The organism is Achromobacter pulmonis (assembly GCF_902859765.1).
Classification (GTDB): domain Bacteria; phylum Pseudomonadota; class Gammaproteobacteria; order Burkholderiales; family Burkholderiaceae_B; genus Achromobacter; species Achromobacter pulmonis.
This window is the reverse complement of the sequence record NZ_CADIJV010000001.1, coordinates 308,277-326,588: the sequence shown is the minus strand read 5'-3', so window position 1 is coordinate 326,588 and position 18,312 is coordinate 308,277. Positions and strand designations below refer to the sequence as shown.

Annotated in this window: 18 protein-coding genes and 2 tRNA genes; 6 read left to right on the top strand and 14 right to left on the bottom strand. The window is 65.5% G+C overall.

Features of this window, described 5'->3' with window-relative positions:
- Positions 1-226: 226 nt before the first annotated feature.
- Positions 227-1,159: a hypothetical protein gene (locus HV701_RS01500; protein WP_175131367.1), complete on the top strand. Its 933-nt coding sequence runs from the start codon at positions 227-229 to the stop codon at positions 1,157-1,159.
- Between the two features lie 14 nt (positions 1,160-1,173).
- Here the strand turns inward: HV701_RS01500 and HV701_RS01495 are convergent, their stop codons facing one another.
- Both HV701_RS01495 and HV701_RS01490 read right to left on the bottom strand, forming a co-directional pair.
- Entirely contained in the window at positions 1,174-1,788 is a 615-nt protein-coding gene (locus HV701_RS01495; RefSeq protein ID WP_175131366.1) for a hypothetical protein, read from the bottom strand.
- A 205-nt stretch (positions 1,789-1,993) separates the two neighbouring features.
- The gene (locus HV701_RS01490; protein ID WP_175131365.1) at positions 1,994-2,593 is read right to left on the bottom strand and encodes a nitroreductase family protein; all 600 of its coding nucleotides are present in this window, start codon (positions 2,591-2,593) and stop codon (positions 1,994-1,996) included.
- Positions 2,594-2,955: 362 nt separating this feature from the next.
- Here HV701_RS01490 and HV701_RS01485 point away from each other — a divergent pair, with 362 nt between their 5' ends.
- A complete protein-coding gene (locus HV701_RS01485; protein WP_175131364.1) occupies positions 2,956-3,771 on the top strand; it encodes an aminotransferase class IV family protein in 816 nt (271 codons plus the stop codon).
- Positions 3,772-3,996: 225 nt separating this feature from the next.
- Positions 3,997-4,302, top strand: coding sequence for a hypothetical protein (locus tag HV701_RS01480; RefSeq protein ID WP_175131363.1), 306 nt, complete (start codon positions 3,997-3,999; stop codon positions 4,300-4,302).
- 42 nt (positions 4,303-4,344) lie between these two features.
- On the opposite strand, the gene HV701_RS01475 is transcribed toward HV701_RS01480, so the two are convergent.
- Both HV701_RS01475 and HV701_RS01470 read right to left on the bottom strand, forming a co-directional pair.
- Positions 4,345-6,438 carry a PhoX family protein gene (locus tag HV701_RS01475; RefSeq protein WP_175131362.1) on the bottom strand — a complete coding sequence of 698 codons (2,094 nt, stop codon included), beginning with the start codon at positions 6,436-6,438 and terminating at the stop codon, positions 4,345-4,347.
- 283 nt (positions 6,439-6,721) lie between these two features.
- Positions 6,722-6,806 (bottom strand) — tRNA-Leu (locus HV701_RS01470).
- Positions 6,807-7,057: 251 nt separating this feature from the next.
- Here HV701_RS01470 and HV701_RS01465 point away from each other — a divergent pair.
- Positions 7,058-7,237, top strand: a complete 180-nt coding sequence (locus tag HV701_RS01465; protein ID WP_175131361.1) for a hypothetical protein — start codon at positions 7,058-7,060, stop codon at positions 7,235-7,237.
- Between the two features lie 89 nt (positions 7,238-7,326).
- Here the strand turns inward: HV701_RS01465 and secG are convergent, their stop codons facing one another.
- The 3 genes from secG to HV701_RS01450 all read right to left on the bottom strand — a co-directional run bounded on the left by secG (position 7,327) and on the right by HV701_RS01450 (position 9,713).
- Positions 7,327-7,839 carry a preprotein translocase subunit SecG gene (gene secG, locus HV701_RS01460; RefSeq protein ID WP_175131360.1) on the bottom strand — a complete coding sequence of 171 codons (513 nt, stop codon included), beginning with the start codon at positions 7,837-7,839 and terminating at the stop codon, positions 7,327-7,329.
- 21 nt (positions 7,840-7,860) lie between these two features.
- Complete coding sequence (gene tpiA / locus HV701_RS01455; protein ID WP_175131359.1) at positions 7,861-8,607, bottom strand: triose-phosphate isomerase; 747 nt, start codon at positions 8,605-8,607, stop codon at positions 7,861-7,863.
- Between the two features lie 128 nt (positions 8,608-8,735).
- Entirely contained in the window at positions 8,736-9,713 is a 978-nt protein-coding gene (locus HV701_RS01450) for an NAD(P)H-quinone oxidoreductase (protein WP_175131358.1), read from the bottom strand.
- 121 nt (positions 9,714-9,834) lie between these two features.
- Here HV701_RS01450 and HV701_RS01445 point away from each other — a divergent pair.
- Together HV701_RS01445 and HV701_RS01440 are read left to right on the top strand one after the other, a co-directional pair.
- A tRNA-Ser gene (locus HV701_RS01445) sits at positions 9,835-9,922 on the top strand.
- 182 nt (positions 9,923-10,104) lie between these two features.
- Entirely contained in the window at positions 10,105-10,302 is a 198-nt protein-coding gene (locus tag HV701_RS01440; RefSeq protein ID WP_175131357.1) for a hypothetical protein, read from the top strand.
- A 430-nt stretch (positions 10,303-10,732) separates the two neighbouring features.
- On the opposite strand, the gene HV701_RS01435 is transcribed toward HV701_RS01440, so the two are convergent.
- The 7 genes from HV701_RS01435 to HV701_RS01405 all read right to left on the bottom strand — a co-directional run bounded on the left by HV701_RS01435 (position 10,733) and on the right by HV701_RS01405 (position 18,273).
- A complete protein-coding gene (locus HV701_RS01435; RefSeq protein WP_175131356.1) occupies positions 10,733-11,599 on the bottom strand; it encodes a hypothetical protein in 867 nt (288 codons plus the stop codon).
- A gap of 65 nt (positions 11,600-11,664) precedes the next feature.
- Positions 11,665-12,540: an AAA family ATPase gene (locus tag HV701_RS01430; protein ID WP_175131355.1), complete on the bottom strand. Its 876-nt coding sequence runs from the start codon at positions 12,538-12,540 to the stop codon at positions 11,665-11,667.
- Positions 12,541-12,724: 184 nt separating this feature from the next.
- Positions 12,725-13,894, bottom strand: a complete 1,170-nt coding sequence (locus HV701_RS01425; protein ID WP_254595086.1) for a hypothetical protein — start codon at positions 13,892-13,894, stop codon at positions 12,725-12,727.
- Between the two features lie 83 nt (positions 13,895-13,977).
- Positions 13,978-14,904 (bottom strand): hydroxymethylglutaryl-CoA lyase, encoded by a 927-nt coding sequence (locus HV701_RS01420; protein WP_175131354.1) that lies wholly within the window; start codon positions 14,902-14,904, stop codon positions 13,978-13,980.
- 29 nt (positions 14,905-14,933) lie between these two features.
- Positions 14,934-15,893: a Bug family tripartite tricarboxylate transporter substrate binding protein gene (locus HV701_RS01415; protein WP_175131353.1), complete on the bottom strand. Its 960-nt coding sequence runs from the start codon at positions 15,891-15,893 to the stop codon at positions 14,934-14,936.
- 73 nt (positions 15,894-15,966) lie between these two features.
- Positions 15,967-17,190, bottom strand: coding sequence for a CaiB/BaiF CoA transferase family protein (locus HV701_RS01410; protein WP_175131352.1), 1,224 nt, complete (start codon positions 17,188-17,190; stop codon positions 15,967-15,969).
- 162 nt (positions 17,191-17,352) lie between these two features.
- The gene (locus HV701_RS01405) at positions 17,353-18,273 is read right to left on the bottom strand and encodes a LysR family transcriptional regulator (RefSeq protein WP_175131351.1); all 921 of its coding nucleotides are present in this window, start codon (positions 18,271-18,273) and stop codon (positions 17,353-17,355) included.
- Positions 18,274-18,312: the final 39 nt, after the last annotated feature.

Here is an 18,312-nt window from a genome sequence, read left to right as displayed (position 1 = left end):
CAACGGCGCCGCGCCCCATCTGCCCATCCGCCGGTCAAACCGAAAAACATCCGGGACTGCAAGGACTTGCTCAAGCCAGGCACCAAGGTCATGGCGATCGCCGGCGCGGGCCAGACCGGCCAGTGGGACGACGTGGCCGGCCGCCTGGCAGCGGCGTTCGGCGCTACGTTCGGCGATAATCAGACACCGCCACGACTCGCGCCCGGTCCGCCCCGAGGCCACGCCCATGCGTATCCACGCCGCTCTGCTGCTCTGCCCCCTGGCCCTTGCCCTGCACACCGCGCTGGCACGGGCCGACACCCGGGTGCAATCCCTCGACCAGGTGCCCGGCGCCATCAAGACGCAGGACGCCCGCAGGATGTACGACAGCCAGATGAGCGGCGCGCCACAGCCTGATGGCCTGGGCACGCAACTGCCGGCCGGCTTCACCAACGCCTTCCTGTTGCAGCAACTGGCGCCCGGCCGGAACCCGAACCGCCTGCTCCTGGCCGGCGCCAAGGCCTGGCCGCAACGCCCGGGCGCCTATGTAGCGCTGGTGTGCCTGGCGGCCAGCGCCGAGCGCGCCGAACGGCTCAAGCAGTTCGGCGGCGGCGACTGCGCCACCCTGTCGCGCGACCAGGACAACAACGAAGTCTGGATCGGCGTGTTCGAGTCGGTGCCCGGCGCCGCGCCCCGGCTGCTGGCGCGCACCGAGGCCCCGGTGACGACCCCCACCGACTGGAGCGACACCGATATCGACCCGCCCATGGGCCTGACCATGCAGGACGCCGGCGCGCCGATGCTGGCCACGCCCGAAAGCTGGAAACGCTTCGACCTGGCGCCCTACCGGATCGCGCCCGGCAACACGGCATTCGGCCTGCGCGCCGGCTGGAGCGAAGGCTACGCGGGCGGCGGCGCCGACTTCGAGGCGCTGTACCTGTTCCGCCTCGACGGCGCGGCCCTGCGCGTGGTGTTCGCCCAACCCATGGCGTTCGTCAAGAGCATCGCCGGCGACTGGAACCCCGACGGCACGCGTGAACACGACGAATCCGATGCCAGCAATTCCCTGGTGATCCTGCCGGGCAAGACCGCCGGCTACTTCGACATCCAATTGCGCCAGCAGGGCGGCAAATGGAAGCGCACGTTCAGGTGGTCGGCGGCGAAACAGGCTTACGAATAACGGCTCGTGTCGCTTCAGGCCGCATCCACATAATTCGGCTTACCGCCCAGGAAGTTCAGCAACGCCTCCGGCTGGCTGACCTGCGCCAGCGGGATGAAATACACCTCGTCCGGCACATCCTGGCGCTGTACCGGAATGATCTGCAGATAATCCGGCGTCAAGGCGATCAACGCGATCTTGTCGTTTTCGTATTCGGACTCGAAATGGATGCCGTTCTGGTCCAGCACAAAACGCTCGGGATAGAAACGCGCCGTTCCCTTCAGGCTGCTGGCGCCCTTGAAAATCGTCTTGCGGATCATGCGCTTGAGCACCCATTTGGGCGTCGGCTGGCCGCTGCCCAGGCTCTTGATGATGCGGCGGGTTTTGGCGGCGGCAATGAAGCTCAGCGCCATCAACAGCATCACGCTGGCGAAGACGGCGGTATGGGCGCCCACCTTGCCAGTGACCAGTTTCTCGATGCCGACGATGACGATGGACGTCAGGAAGGCGCCATGACGCACCCAGGTCCAGTTGCGTGTTGCTGCCTTGACCACATCGGCGGCGCGCTGGCGTTGTGCCAGCAGATGCGCTTCGAGCGTCTCCAGGGGCAGATCGTAGTCGGCTTGGCTGATGGGTGCGGCGTCGTTCACGGCAGGGCCTTTCTGTATACGGACAAAACCCACGATTATGCCTGCCCGCGGCGCAGGCGCTCGCGCGCCGCGCCGCCTGCGCGGCGTGGCCGGCCCGCCGCCCCGCTCGTAACGCTCCGGCCGCCCAATGAAAAACCCGCAGTCCCCATGCCGGGGCCCTGCGGGTTTCGCGATCCGGTCTGGCGCCGCGCGCCAGACGCCCGCATCAACCGACCACGCGGAAACGCTCGGCGTCGTCCATGAAGGCCTTTTCGCCGAAGCCGTTTTCGTTGGAGCCGAACGGCATCTGCGCGCGCAGCTTCCAGCTGGCGGGCACGTTCCATTCACGCGCCACGGCGGCGTCGATCAGCGGATTGTAGTGTTGCAGGCTGGCGCCCACGTCGGCATTGGCCAGCGCGGACCAGACCGACAATTGCGCCATGCCGCCGGCCTGTTCCGACCACACCGGGAAGTTGTCGGCGTACAGGGCGAATTTCTCCTGCAGGCTGCGCACCACGTCCTGGTCTTCGAAGAACAGCACGGTACCCACGCCGGCGGCAAAGCTCTTGAGCTTGGCTTCGGTCTTGTCGAAGCCTTCGGCCGGGGCGACCTTGCGCACTTCCTCGATGGCCAGGTTCCACAGCTTGTCGCTTTCGGCGCCGAACAGGATCACGGCGCGCGAGCTTTGCGAATTGAACGACGAGGGGCTGTGCTTGATCGCTTCCTGGATCAGGGTCGCCAGTTCCTCTTTCGAGGCGGACAGGTTGCGGCCCAGCGAATACTGCGTGCGGCGCTTCTTCAGTGCGTCGAGGTATGCGTTGCTCATGAGGATATGCCTTTCGACTGGTAGATAGAGGGGTAAAGAGTGAGCAAATTCTACTGGCCGGCATCGCGGGCGACCACCGCCGGGCGGCCAAAAAGGGCGATTTTTCGCGGAACAAACTGTTCCAGTTTTGGAGCAAATGCCCTCGGACACCCAGCCGCGTGCGGCGATTGGCGCCCACCTTGGCACCGCCTTGGACAGCGGCGATCTTCAAGCCGCGCTTGAAGATCGCGCAAGAAACATTCGTTTCCCGAAGGCCGCGCGATCCCGGATAGTGAACGCCACAAGCCAGCCGCCTCCGCGGCGGTCCATTCCCCTCACCCGGCTCGTCGCGGCCCGCCACGACGACCTTTCCGGAGCATTCCATGCCGGCAGACACGGCTTCCTTCGTAGTCCAACTGGACGGCCACGCGGCCAGCGCCACCGACCTGGCGCCACTGGCGTTCGCCGGCTACGCCCATTTCACCGCGATGCAGGTGCGCGACCGCCAGGTGCGTGGCCTGGACCTGCACCTGCGGCGCCTGCGCGACGCATCGCTGGCGCTGTACGGCGTGGCCCTGCCGGACGACACGCTGCGCGCCTACCTGCGCCAGGCGATCCAGGCCGGCCCGGCCGACCTGTCCCTGACGGCCACGGTGTACTCGCCGGCCGGCGAATTCACCGTGGCGGGTCCCGAGATCCTGCCGCGGGTACTGGTGCGCACCGCCCCGCCCGCCGACGGCCCCGCCGGCCCCTTGGCGTTGGCCGTCATCGCGCACGAGCGCGTGGTGCCCGCCATCAAGCACGTCGGTGAGACCGCCAAGACCTATTACCTGCGGCAAGCGGCCGCGCAGGGCTACGATGATGTCGCCTTCACTGACCGCCAGGGGCGCCTGAGCGAAGCGTCGATCTGGAACCTGGCGTTCTGGGACGGCGATGCCGTGACGTGGCCCGAGGCCGACATGCTGGCCGGCACCACCCAGGGCATCGTGCAACGCCAATTGACGCGACTGGGCGTGCCGCAGCGCATCCGCGCCATGACGCCGGCCGACATGGCCCGGCAACAGGGCGCGGCGGTTATGAACTCGTGGACCCCGGGCATTGCCGTCAGCCGGATGGGAGACGCGGTGCTCCCCCTGTCGCATGACTTCATCGCGCTGCTGCACCGCGCCTACCAGGCCGAGCCGGCGGCCGCCATGTGAGGCCCGCTGTCGCGCCGGCGGCCTGCCCCTGAGGCCGCGACCGCCTGGCTTGGCTCGACCGCCTGCGACCGGCGGCGCCGGCCGACGCGTGTGCGACGCTGCGCTGCGCACGGCGGCGATGACGGACAGGGCGCTGCGGGAAAGCGGAATATTCCGGAGTGTGGGCAGGTACGTGGGTGGATGAAAATGGTGTCAGACTACGACTTCCCTCACTCGGAGCCTGCCATGCTGAAAGACCGCCGCTTCCTGATCTGGCTGTCCGTATTCGCGCTGGTCACCCTGTCGCATGTGGCACTGCTCTGGCCGCGTAGCCCGGAATATCCGTCCATTGGCGGCGGTGGCTATGACCTGTCGGGCTTCGTCTACACGCTTACCCTGCTCGCCTTCACCGGCATCTGGTCGCTCATCGCGCTGCTGGTGGCTTTTGGCCGCAACGAGGCCGCGGCGGCCCGGCGCGCCTACTGGCTGGCGGGCATCGGCGCGGCGGCCTTCGTGGTGGCGGCCATGTTGTTCGGCCACCACCTGCATTGAGGGCGGCGGGCGCGCGGTCCGCCGCCCTCTTGCGCAGTGCCGTCAGGTACCGACGGCGCTGCCGTCCTGCTTCCAGATCACCACGGTGGCCGGACGCGGCCGGCTGGCAGTGGCGTCGTCGGGCCACTTGGACGCCATCAGCGGGTTGTTCTGCGCATCCGTCACGCTCGGGCCTTCGCCCGGGTGCTGGATGTTGATGAACAGATACTTCTGGTCGGGCGTCCAGGTCAGCCCGGTCACTTCGCAACCGATCGGACCGGTCATGAAGCGGCGGATTTCCTTGGTGGCCGGATTGGCGACCAGCATCTGGTTATTACCCTGGCCGGCGTAGGCGCCGGTATTGGAGTAATTGCCGTCCGTCTCGATCCACAGCAGGCCGCGCTTGTCGAAGGCCAGGCCATCCGGGCTGTTGAAGGTGTTGTCCGCGGTGATGTTGGCCGAGCCGCTGCGCAGATCGGTGCGCGGGTACAGCGTCGGGTTGCCCGCCAGCACGAAAATATCCCATTCAAAGGTGAGCGACGCCGGGTCGCCGTTCTGCTCGCGCCAGCGCACGATCTGGCCGTACTGGTTGGCGGTACGCGGATTGGCGTCGTCGGCGCCCGGATGCTGGGGACCGCCCGGGTAGCGGGTGCCGCCGCCGCCGCGCGCGCTATTGTTGGTCAGCGTGACATATGCTTCGCGGGTGGTCGGATGGGTGGTGATCCACTCGGGCCGGTCCATTGGCGTGGCGCCCACGGCGTCGGCGGCCTGACGGGTCTTGACCAGCAGCTCGCCCATGTCCTGGTTGAACAGCGCGCCCAGCGTGCCGCCTGCCTGCGCCGGGGTGTCGAGCTTGAGTGGAATCCACTCGCCCACGCCCATGGCGTCGCCCTGCGCGGCGCCGTCCAGGAAACGCGCAACATACAGCGTGCCCTTGTCCAGCAACAGGCGGTTCAGCGCCGGGCGGGCTGGATCATACTTGCCGTCGGAGACGAACTTGTAGATGTACTCGCTGACCTGGTCGTCGCCCATGTAGACCACCACGCGCTTGTCGTCGGCCAGGGTCAGGGCGGCGTTCTCATGCTTGAATCGGCCCAACGCGGTCAGCTTCTTGGGCGTGGAGTTGGGATCGAACGGATCGATTTCCACCACCCAGCCGCAACGGTTGTATTCATTGGGTTCCAGCGCCCAGTTGAAGCGGTCGTCGTAATGGTCCCAACGGTACGAACCGCTGGAGGTCTTGCCCGCGCCCTTGTAGCGCTCCATGTGCGCCTGGTACTCGGCATCCGGGTAGTTCACGGTGGTCGGGTCGGCCGTGCCGACGCCGAAGTAGTCGGTGAAATTCTCTTCGCACGTCAGGTAGGTATTCCACAGCGTGTAGCCGTTGCCGCAATTGCCAAACGTGCCGAAGCAGCGCGTGCCCGACGGATCGGCGTTGGTGCGGACCAGGCGATTGCCCGCGGCCGGCCCCACCAGTTGCATGGCGACGGTGGCATTGACGCTGCGGTTGAAAGGCGAATCCAGCACCGGCTCCCACTGGCCATTGCTCAGGCGCAGATGGCGCACCGACACGCCGTGCGCATGTTGTGACTTGCGCACCCAGTCCAGATTCCACTGTGCATTGCCGGGCTGCACGCCAACGGGATAGAAGTACTCCGGCGTGGTGTATTCGTGGTTGGTGACCATCAGGCCTTCCACGCTGCTGCCGTTGGCGCTGTCGGTGCCATCGATCGGAAAGAAATGCATGCCGTCGTGGTTGTAGCCGAGCTGGCGCGCCTGATCGTCGCCGCCATTGCTGGCATCGGCCTTGAAGGCCGGCGCACCAGCGAACAGCGGATCGCCCCAACGGTTGATCACCGCGAACTGGTAGCCCTCGGGCACCACCACGGTATCGGCCGTGCTGATCGGCACCGCCTTGAAATTCAGTGCGACCGGCTTGGACGGATTTTCCCCGCCGGGCGTGGCGCCGGACGAATCGCCATCACCATCATCATCGCCGCCACAGGCGGTCAGGCCCGCGCCCATGAAGCCGACGGCGCCAGCGCCCAGGCCCGCCTTGAGAAAGCCCCGGCGCGACACCGCGCGGCGCACCACTTCATTGAAATGCACGGCCTGGGAAGGGTTGGACGCGATGTCGTCCTGATCCGAAGAGCTCATCAGTTTTTCCTGTCATTGTCGGTGTTCTCGACTGGCACACCCGCGAGCCAGCCTGGCGGCATCATCGTTCCCGAACATGACGCAGCAATAACAGCAAAATGAAAGGTTTATGAACAAAAGCTGAATACCATTGGCGGCATCAGGATGGCATGGCTATCGAGGCGGCGCACCGGGCTGGCGAGCCCAGAGGGGCGCCAGCTGGCACAGGCTTCGCCGCAGTGCGCTGGCCAAGCAAAACGCCCGCTGGAACTTGCGTTCCAGCGGGCGTTTTACAAGGAATTCCTGGTGCCGACGGCGAGACTCGAACTCGCACAGCTTTCGCCACTACCCCCTCAAGATAGCGTGTCTACCAATTTCACCACGTCGGCGGCTTTGACCAGAAAAGGCGTGCTTTCCTGGAAAGTCGAACATTCTATCACGTAATTACCGATAGGCGTAAATCTGTCGCTGGCATCACACTGTCATCTCGGCCGGCGATACTGGCAACGCCATGCCGCCCCGGCGATTGCCCCCGGATATCCATATGCACGGGAAGTCGTTGGCGCGCATGCCGGGCCGGCTTACGATGCCAGCCATACACAACAAACAGGGCCCCAGAGGCCCACGGAAGGGCTCCACCATGCAACGCTTGATATCCCCGATCCTGACCCGCCGCCCCACGCTGCTCGCCGGCCCGCGCAGCGCACGCCGCTATGATGCCGTCGTGTCCCTGCGAGCCTACCGCGAAGCACGCCAGTGGCGCGAATCCGCCCAGCGCATCCTCGCCGTATCCGCGCGCCACATGTTGCCGGGCGCCTGAGCGCGCCAGGCGCGGCGATGAGATTGCCGCGCGGTTTGTACGAAAAAAAAGCCGGCTGACGCCGGCTTTTTTCATGCTGATACGGGCCCTTACTTGGCCGGGGTTTCGGCCGGCTTGTCGCCCGCGGCAGGCGCGGCGGCCGGGGCCGACGGCACCGACGCATCCGGCTTGGGCGCGGCCGCCGGGGCGGGAACCGAGGCGGCGCCCGGGACCGACGAGGCGGCGCCCGGCACGGACGAAGCGCCCGGAACCGACGACGCACCGCCGCCTTGCGGCGCGGGCGCAGCGCCCGGCACTTGCGGCACGGAGCGGTCGGCCGGGAAGTTCTGCATCACGCCCGAATCGACGGCCGTGGCGCTCGACCCCTTGTGGCTGACATAAGCCAGGCCGGCCGTGGACGCGAAGAAGACCACCGCCGCCCACTTGGTGGCGCGCGACAGGAAATTGGCCGCGCCGGTGGCGCCGAACAGGCTGCCCGCCGAGCCGCTGCCGAAGGCGGACCCCATGTCGGCGCCTTTGCCCTGCTGCAGCAGGACCAGCACGATGATAGCCAGCGCCGAAATTACTTGGACGGCCAGCAGAAGTTTGAGCATCAAGGGCATTACAGACTCCGGAACGGAAACTTAGATGGCGGCGATTCGCAAAAATTCTTCGGCCACGAGCGAGGCGCCGCCGACCAGGGCGCCGTCGATATCAGGCATGGCGAACAAACTGGCGGCATTGGCAGCCTTGACGCTGCCGCCGTACAAAACCTGTACCTGGGCCGCGCCCAGCGCGGCCAGGGCGGCGCGGATGGCGCCATGGACTTCCTGCGCCTGCTCGGGGCTGGCGGTACGGCCGGTGCCAATGGCCCAGACGGGTTCGTAGGCCAGCACCATGCGCGACACGGCCTCGGCGCCCAGCGCCAGCACCGGCTTGAGCTGGCGCTCGATCACGGCCAGCGTGTCGCCGGCTTCGCGGTCGGCCAGGGACTCGCCCACGCAGACCACCGGCGTCAGGCCGGCGGCCAGGGCCGCGCGGGCCTTGTCGGCGACCATCTGGTCGGTTTCACCGTGCAGCACGCGGCGCTCGGAATGGCCAGCCAGCGCATAGCGGCAGCCGAATTCCTTGAGCATGGCGCCCGCGACTTCGCCCGTATAGGCGCCCTTGTCGTGGGCGCTGACGTCCTGCGCGCCCCACGACACGGCGCTGCCGGTCAGGGCCGAGGCGGCCTGGGCCAGATACGGAAAAGGAACGCAGACACCGATCTCGCAATGGCTGGCGGCATCCGCGGCGCGCAGTTCGGTCAGCAACGCGGCATTCTCGGCCAGGTTGCCGTGCATCTTCCAGTTGCCCAGCACGAGGCGGGCGCGGTGTTCGACTGAAGTCATGGCGCAAATGTCAGAGTGGGTGAACCCGGGGGAAAAGCACCCGCCCACGGGCTGGCCTGGAAATAATTCCAGGCGAAACCCGTGATTGTATCCTGTTGCGCGGCCGCGCGCCGAACACCGCGCGTTTCTTACATCGTCAGGATGATTTTGCCGATGTTCTCGCCGCTTTCCATCATGGCATGGGCTTGGGCAGCCTGGGCCAAGGGGAAGGTGGCGTGGACGATCGGCTTGATCGCGCCCTGCTCCAGCAGCGGCCAGGCGCGCTCGCGCAGCGCCTGGGCAATGGCGCCCTTGAACGCCACCGGGCGCGGCCGCAGGGTCGAACCGGTGATGGTCAGGCGGCGGCGCATGACCTGGCTGGTATCCACGGCGGCCTGGGCCCCGCCCAACTGGGCGATGATGACGATGCGGCCATCGTCGGCCAGGCATTGCATGTCGCGGGCGATGTAGTCGCCGGCCACCATGTCCAGGATGACGTCGACGCCGCGCCCGCCGGTGGCATCCTTCACTTCCTTGACGAAGTCCTGCGTCTTGTAATTGATGCCGCGCGCGGCGCCCAGGGCTTCCACCGCGCGGGCGCGTTCATCGCTGCCGACCGTGGCGTAGACCGTGTTCCCCATGGCGCGGGCCAGCTGGATGGCCGTGGTGCCAATGCCGCTGGCGCCGCCGTGCACCAGCAGGATCTCGCCGTCGGCCAGGCTGCCGCGATCGAACACGTTGCTCCAGACCGTAAAGTAGGTTTCCGGCAGGCCGGCGGCTTCAATATCGGACAGGCCCTTGGGAATCGGCAGGCACTGGGCCGCGGGCGCGACGCAGTATTCGGCGTAGCCGCCGCCCGCGACCAGCGCGCACACCTTGTCGCCCAGCGCGAAGCCGCTGCCGGCCAGGTCGCCGCCGACGATTTCACCCGCCACCTCCAGGCCCGGCAGGTCGGACGCCCCGGGCGGCGGCGCGTAGTTGCCCTTGCGCTGGAACACGTCGGGACGGTTGACGCCCGCGGCGCTGACCTTGATCAGCACTTCGCCCTGGCCGGCCTCGGGCGTGGGACGTTCGGCGAGAACCAGGACCTCGGGGCCGCCCGGGCGGGAGATTTCTACACAGTGCATCGCGTGCCTCCTTCGCAGCAAATGGATTATTATTGCGCCCTTTACGGCAAGTCGCGTTGTCGTCGGGTAGAGTGTTTGCCTGGCGGCCGGATTGCCGTCTCCGCAGTACAGTGCGGGACCAGGAAGCGTGGCAGAGTGGTCGATTGCACCGGTCTTGAAAACCGGCAACGGGCAACCGTTCGTGAGTTCGAATCTCACCGCTTCCGCCAGAAGACCGCCCACTGCGCCCATCCCGTTTGGTACACCAACGTCGCACGCCTTGGCCGCGCACTGCGGCGGCAGTTTCCGCTGCGGGCACCGAACCGGGCAGTCTTGGAACAGCAGATCTTCGACTATCTCAACCGCCAGGCGGACGGCCCCGCAAGGACCGGGGCGCTGCCTGCTCCTGGGCATGGGCGAATACACTTGGCACTATCCGCAGCTGCGGAAGCCGGAGTTCCATTCTCTCGACATGGATCCGGAACAGGCCCGCTACCGCGTGCCCGGCCGCGCCACCGAGAGAGCGGCGCTCTACGAGCTAGGCTATTTCGACGTGGTGATAGCCAGCGGCCTAAACGAACAGGTCGGTTGCGAACGCATCCTGGAGTAAGGCCACGCCGTGCCCAAGCCCGGCGGCTTACTCATGGCTACAACGCCCCACCCCGAACGCGCGCCCTTTCCCCCCGCGCACATCAACGCGCTCGCCAGCATCGGAAAGCTGCGCCCTCCGATGCACGACAAGTACCACCACGCGCTCACGTTCGGCCAGCTCTTCTGGACTTTAAAAAGTTAGAGGCGACTGGCCAATCCCGTGGAATGAGTGAATCTTCTAAATTCCTATATCCGAACAACAGCGCGTAATTGAATCGGAGAGCAGCTAGGCGATGTCGCTCGACGCATATCCGGCGATAGCGACTATGAGTTCGCCGCGAGGTTAGAATAACCGGCAGATGTTTCCCTAGGCTGCATACTGAGAACTGCGCTCGATTGACATAATCAATGAGCGCGCCCTTTTCACTCAATGCTAGGACTAGGTAGATTCACGCTTCAGCCGGCAAAAGGTAGTCCAATGCATCACCAATGAGCGCTCCCAGGCGATCAAAATGTGCACGAAGGTGCGCGTCCGACATGCGCGCGACATGCTGGGCGCAAGTGATTTTTGTCCCCGTAGAAAACTGGCGAGTGACATAGGGTCGATACGCCTCATCTATAACGAAGTTCTCGAGTTCTCCTTTCAGTATCTGCTCCACCATATCAGGAGGATATGTGTCCGCGCGAGATCGATCTTCCAGCATTTGCAGCCTCTCTGCCCAATTCCATATTTCAATAGGGTACAAAACCTCCAGAGTGACAGCCAGCCGGAAGTGCGCTTGTAAAGCAGCAACAGCATGCGCCGGCTTAGGATAGCAAAAAGCTTTAGCCGAATTTGTATTTCCGTCGATCTCATTCCATTCGCGCTTCGCCGCACCGGCGTCCCCATCAAGAATACCCACTGCTCGAGGACCATTTGGGTTATGTTTATGCTGACATCGCCAAGCGTTTAACATATCGATGACATAGCTATGGCCGGCACCATCTCTTTTTGTCTCGAAATCGACTCTCGCAGCCCTCTGAGGATGAAATACGCTTGCACAACGCTGGAGCACGATTCGATCGCTTTCCCCCTCGACAAAAATTTTTGGCCGTTGCTGTTTAGCAAGTAGCTCAGCCTCATGTCTTGCCTGCACTTGTTCACGTACATCCTGAACGAGCTGTTTCACACGAGGAGCAAGTAAAGCCATGGTCCCCATTTTTTCGTCTACTTCACATCCCGACGGACTGAATTCAGTGCCCCGTTCATCAGTATCACGATAAACATGAGCACATACCACCGCAGTACCACTACTCTCACTAAGATCGTAAAACACGGGTGAATGAGTCGTCAGAAGAATCTGCGCAACCCGATCCTGGGAAAACTTGGAAAGCTCAACTCCTAGCTCAACTGCGCTCGCGAACTCAAGATTATTTTCCGGTTCCTCATACGCCCAGATGAAGCTATAAGGAGCCGCCCCCCCCTCCCTTGAAGCGATCGCTTCTTGTCCGCCATGAACTTCAAGATAAGGGGAATGTGCCGAGTCTTAATTCCATCGCCACGGCTTTCAAGCGAGATATTTTTTGTTCCACTTAAAAAATCCAGCCGCTGGAAAATGTGACTTAAGTCTCGCGGAAGTGCTAAGCGCGTCTCAAAGCCAAGCGAACTCCCAATGCCCTCCGTCAGATCTCTAAGATGTTCGCCAATCGACTCCTCAAAAGCTGTGCTAGACGTGCGAAATGTGCGAGTTGCCACCTCAGCTATCGTGCTGTAAATACGTCCTCGCAAATCATCAAAATATCGAGCATCTTTGATTGCGGGAACATACTCAAATTCAATTTGTCGCAGCAAAGCGCGAGCATTCGAACGTTCAGGTATATCAAGAGCGGTTCTAACTTCACGCCGACGGCGATTAAAGGAAATCCGATTTCCCCAATACGTCTCGGAATGAAGACCTCCAGCACGCCATCGCTTTTCCCAGGTAATTAGCTCTCCATTCGTTTCATGATAAGAGGAGGGTATCCCAAGATCTACGCGAACAACTACTTCTTTTGCCGTTTTCGCACGTTCGGGGACGAATAAATTGTAATCCTCATCGAAGTTGAACTGCCTTCCGGGATTAGTTATTCCATTGAAAAAAAGATTGAGCGCCCGAAGAATATTGGATTTTCCGCTGTCATTTTTTCCAACGAATATTGACAATCTGTCTGTCGGTATAGTTAACCGTTGAATAGAGCGGAAATTTTCAATGTGAATCTGACGAATCGTAACACTCATGCCCACTCCTATTGCGTGATAGTTTAGTGACAAATAAAAACATCATAACTCTTATGGATACATTTGCAATTCACTTATAGCAATGTGAGTCATTCGATACGTCAAGAAACTTGGATTGAATTGCCCGGGTTGTCAAAGCCATATATGCGGCCTGTCGAATCCACGAAAGCCCGATATATGACTACTATCGCTGGATCTGCTCCAGCCGCTGCGCCGCCTCGTCGCCCTTCATCTCCGCCACCCGGCCGCGCACGACCGCATCCATGTATTGGCGCGTGAAAGGTTCGCCAACGCGCCAAGCGTCGCCCTCCTGCAAGAACTCGAAATCACCTTCGAATACCTTCCAGTCGGCGCGGCCGATGGCCGACATCAGCCGATCGCGATACTCGGCCTGCAGGCGGCACGACCACCGGCCGCCGCCAAGGTCCTTGCAGTCGCCCAGCGGCTGCACATTGCGCACGGTGCACGTATCGGTTTCCGGCGGCAGGCCCATGCGCTCGCGCTGCCGGTCGTACGCGGCCTTGCGCGCCGCGCCCCGGGTCAGCTCGTCGAAAACCGCCGCGCCCTGCTCGAAGGCGGCGGCCAGTCGCGCCGCGCCCGCCGGCTGGCCGACGGCGCGCGGCTTGCCATCGGCATCGAGCTGGCCGTAACGGGCCCGCACCACGCGCGGATCCGCGCCGGCGATCATCATCTCGCCCTTGTCGTTCGGACCGATGGTATAGGCCAGGACGGAGCCGGCCTCGCCGGCCTTGAGCGTGGCAATGCAGCCGCGCGACCGCTCCGGCTTGATGTAGCCGACTTCCTTCACATCCGAAAACGTCGCCAGGTACAGATCGGCGGGTGCCGCGCCCCCGGCCAGCGGATTGCGGGACATCTGTTGGATGCGCGTGGTGAACAGGCTGGCGCGCAGCGTTTTCTGCACGCCGGCGTCATCGCATTGCGGCGGCGTGGCCGGCGTGAACAGATACCAGCCCGCCACGGCCACGGCGATCACGCCGCCACCCAGCCAGGCCCAGCGCGGGCCGGGAAAGGCGCTCTTGAGCGCGACCTGCCGGATCTGCCGTTCGTATTCCTCGAGTTTGCGCTGCATCAGCGCATCCATCTCGGCCAGCGCCTGGCGGCGCGTGGCATTGCCGGCAAAGGCGCCCTCGGTCAGCGACAGTTCGCCGATGGCCCCGAGCTCCGCGTCGGACACGATGCCCTCATCCACCAGCCAGAACAGCGCCTCGCCCAGCGTGGTCCAGGGTTCCACGGTAGCGTCGCCCAGCCGCCGGCGCGCGGCCTCGTGATGATCCGGGCGGATGACGCCGTCGGCAAGCAGGTGGTCGAGAAGCGGAGTGGAAGCGAGAGCCATGGGCGCGCGGCGGCCGGCCGCCAGAACGGGGACGGCACATGATACTGCCGACGCGGTCCAGGCCGGCCCGCGCCAGCCTCGCCTCAGGCGGCCAGGGGAGCGACGTAGGTCTTGGGAATGCCGGCCGCGGCCACGCCGCTGCGCAGGGTCTCCTGCGGCAGCGACGCCGCCAGCAGGGCGCGCGCGGCCAGCAACCGCGGCAGGTCCACGCCGGTGCGGTAGCCCATGCTTTCCAGCATGAACACCAGGTCTTCGGTGACGATGTTGCCCGACGCCCCCGGCGCGAACGGGCAACCGCCCAGTCCGCCGAGGCAGGCGTCGAAGGCGCGGATGCCTTCGTCCAGGCCGGCCAGCGCGTTGGCCAGCCCCAGCCCCATGGTGTCGTGCAGGTGCAGCTTCACCAGCCGCGCGCCGATGGCATCCTGGACGGCGCGCACAGCCTCGCGCACGGCTGCCGGATGGGCGTAGCCGACAGTATCGGCCAGCGCGATCTCGTCGGCACCGGCGCGCACCACCGCCGCGGCCACCTGGGCCACGCGGCGCACCGGCACCGCCCCTTCCATCGAGCAGCCGAAGGCCGTGGCCACCGCCACATCCAGCCGCACCGGCCGCGCCTGCGCCCGCAGCCAGTTGGCGATGGCGGCCACGGTCTCGACCTGCGCGTCCGTGCCCTTGCCGACGTTGGCGTGGCTATGCGTGTCGCTGACCGAAACGGGAATCGCGACCACGTGCGCGCCCGCCTCATACGCCGCGATGGCGCCCTTCAGGTTGCAGGCCAGCGCACACACGGTCAGGCCGTCGATGCCCAATGCCTCGGGCAGCACCTGCGCCGTGTCGGCCATCTGCGGCACCAGCCGGGGCGACACGAAGCTGCCCACCTCGATCTCGCGCAGCCCCGCCGCCGCCAGCTGCCGTATCCAGCGCAGCTTGTCGGCGGCGGCCATCATGCCACGCGCCATCTGCAGGCCGTCACGCGGGCCGACTTCGCACAATCTCACTGCCTGGTCCATGTCGTCTTCCTGGTCGAATGCGCCGGCCGCTATTGCTGCACCACGATGCCCGCGGTGGCGATGGTCTGGCGCGCCTTGCCGATGTCCGAGCGGATCAGCGCGGCGAACTGCTCCGACGACACCGGGTCGGCCTCCAGCCCCTGCGCAGCGAGCGCATCGCGCACATCCGGGCGCGCCAGCAGCTTGTTGAAATCGGCATTCAGGCGCGCCACCACGGCGGCCGGCGTCTTGGCCGGCGCCAGCACGCCGTAGTAGGTCACCACGCTGAAATCCTTGTAGCCGAGCTCGGCCACGGTCGGCACGTCGGGCAGCGCGGGATTGCGCTTGGGCGACGTCACCGCCAGCGCGCGCACCTTGCCCGCCTTGATCAACGAGGCCGCCGACGAGATCGACGAGCCGGCGAACTGCAGGTGCCCGCCCATCAGGTCGGCCAGCGCCGGCGCCGAGCCCTTGTACGGCACGTGCTGCATCTTGAAGCCGGCCTCGTGCTGCAGCATTTCCATGGCGATGTGCACGCCGCCGCCGGTGCCCGAGGTGCCGTACGACAGCGTGTTGGGCGCCTTGCGCGCGGCCTCGATCACTTCCGGCAGGGTCTTGTACGGCGAGCTGTCGGACACCAGCAGCACCATCGGCGTGGTGGCCACCAGCGCCACCGGCACCAGATCCTTGACCGGATCGTAAGCCACCTTCATCAACAGCGGAATCAACGTGACGTTGTCGGACTGCCCGATCACCAGGTCATAGCCCTGCGCCGGCGCGCGCGCGGCCTCGGCCAGTCCCAGCGCCGTGCCGGCGCCCGGCTTGTTCTCGGGCACCACGGACCAGCCATTCAGTTCATGCAGCTTGTTGCCCATCAGGCGCCCGATGTAGTCGGTGCCGCCGCCCGGCGTGGACGGGATGATGATGCGGATGGGCTTGCTGGGATAGTCCTGCGCGTGCGCCGCGCAGGCGACGGCCATCGCGGCCACCGCCAAGAGTCTGCGGATCATCGGAAAGTCTCCTCTTTGGTGAATGTCTTGGCGGTCTGGCGCCGCCTCGACGGGGACCGGCTCTACGGCCGGCTCATGCTTTTTCCTCGCAATGCACCACGCCCGCGGCGCGCAAGGCCTTGATGCGCTCGGCATCCAGCCCCAGCCCCCGCAGGATGGCTTCGGTATCGCGGCCCTGGGCCGGCGGATCGAAGCGCTTGCCGGCCTTCAGGCCATCGAACTCGATCGGCAACGCCGCCGCCGCGATCGCGCCGCCATCTGGCAGCGCGGTGGCCAGCAGCGCGCCGCCGGCGTTCAGGTGCTCGTCGTGCAGCAGGTCGTGCGGCTGGCGGATCGGCCCGTACGACAGGTTGGCGGCCTCCAGCGCCGCGCACAATTCGTCGGTCTTCCAGGTCTTGAGGATCGCGCCCACGCCCGGCACCAGCCAGGAACGCGCCGCCTCGCGGTCCACGGCGGTGGCCAGGCGCGGATCGGCGGCCCATTCGGGCGGCAGGAATCTCTGCGCGAAATTGCGCCACTGGGCATCGCCCACCACCGCCACGAACACCCGTCCGTCGGCGGTCTCGAACACGTCGTACACGCCCCAGGGCGGCTTGCGCTCGGCGCCGAAGGGTTTGGGCGCGGCCCCGGTCAATTGGTACTGCGCGATGAACTGCGCCACCAGCAGCAGGTTGTTCTCGAACAGGCCCGAGCGCACATGGCGGCCGCGCCCGGTGACGTGGCGGTCATGCAGCGCGGCCAGCGCGCCCACCACGCCGAAGGTGCCGCCCAGGATGTCATTGACCGACGCCGCCACCCGCTGCGGCGTATCGGCGCCGCCGTTGATGTAAGCCAGTCCACCCATCATCTGCACCACTTCATCCAGCGCGGTGCGGTGCTTGTAGGGGCCCGACAGGAAGCCCTTGAGCGACACGTAGATCAGCCGCGGGTTCTCGGCCGACAACGAGGCGTAGTCCAGCCCGTACTGCGCCAGGCCGCCGTCGCGGAAATTCTCGACCACCATGTCGGCCTGCAGCGCCAGTTGCCGCGCCAGCGCCTGTCCCTCGGCCGATTTCAGGTCGATCGACAGGCTCTGCTTGTTGCGGTTGAAGACGGGAAAGTAGCCGCTGCCCGAACCCTTCAGGCGGCGCGTGCGGTCGCCGTCGATCGGCTCCAGCTTGATCACCTCGGCGCCCAGGTCGGCCAGCGCCAGGCCGGCGGCCGGCCCCATGATCATATGGGACAGCTCCAGCACCTTGATGCCGCGCAAGGGCAATTCGTCGTGGTTCATGAAGGGGGAAGCCGGTGCTGCGGTCATCGACATTTTCCTCTGGCCTGCGTCGTGGATCGAAGGCCCGGGCGCCAGTGGCCCGAGCGGCACGCAGCCATCATCGCGGACGCGGCGTCGCGGGAAAAGCGCTCTTTCAGCACCGGGGCATTCTCGTTTCGGAACGTCCGGGTTAGCCCTAGGAATGCGGGGCTAGGGCCACGGCGCCGCGCCCAGGTGCGCCAACAGGACGCGCGCGGCGGGTGGCAGCGCGTCCAGTTCGCGTACCGCGATGCACAACGGCGTGCCCGCCCAGGGCCCGGACAGGGCGATGAAGCGGATATCCTGGCTGGCGTGGCGCGGCTGCAGATACATGGGCACCACCGCCACGCCCATGCCGCGCGCCACCAGATTGCAGATGGTCTCGTGCGAGCTGACACGAGCGCTGATGCGGCGCGTCACGCCGGCCTCGCGCGCCGCCTGCTCGAACACCGCGCTGATGCCGTTGTCGCGGTTGAGCTCGATCTGCTCATAGGGCAGCAACTGCGCATAGTCCAGGATCTCGCTGTCGGCCAGCAGGTGCTGCCCCGGCACCACCGCCGCCAATTCGCAATAGCCGCAAGGAAACACCTGCAGGCCATCGTGGCCGAAGTCGGAGCCCACGGCCACATCGGCGCGGCCCTGCAACACTTCCTGGAAGACCTGCTGCGTGGTGCTCTCCTCCAGCGCGATCTCGATCTGCGGATGGGCGCTGCGAAACGACTGGATCTGCGCCGGCAGGTCGCCTGACAGCGCCGCCACGCTGACGGCCAGCCGGATGCGACCGCGCACCCCGGTGGCGAAACCCGCCATCTCGCGTCGCATGCGTTCCATCTGCTGCAGCACCCGCCGGGCGTGATCAGCCAGCGCCTGGCCCGCCGACGTGGCCCGCACGCCCTTGACGTCGCGCGCCAGCAGCGGCACGCCAAGCATTTCCTCCAGTTCGATCATGCGCTTGCTGACCGCCGAGGGCACGATGTTCTCGCGCGCCGCGGCGCGCGCCAGGCTGCCTTCTTCAAGCGCCGCCAGGAACAGGCGCAGGGAAACCGGATCGATATCGCGCGAATGGGACGGGGCGGGCAACGGACGCTTCATGGCGGCAAGTGTCCCGCGTTGCGCGGCGCGGCAGGGATC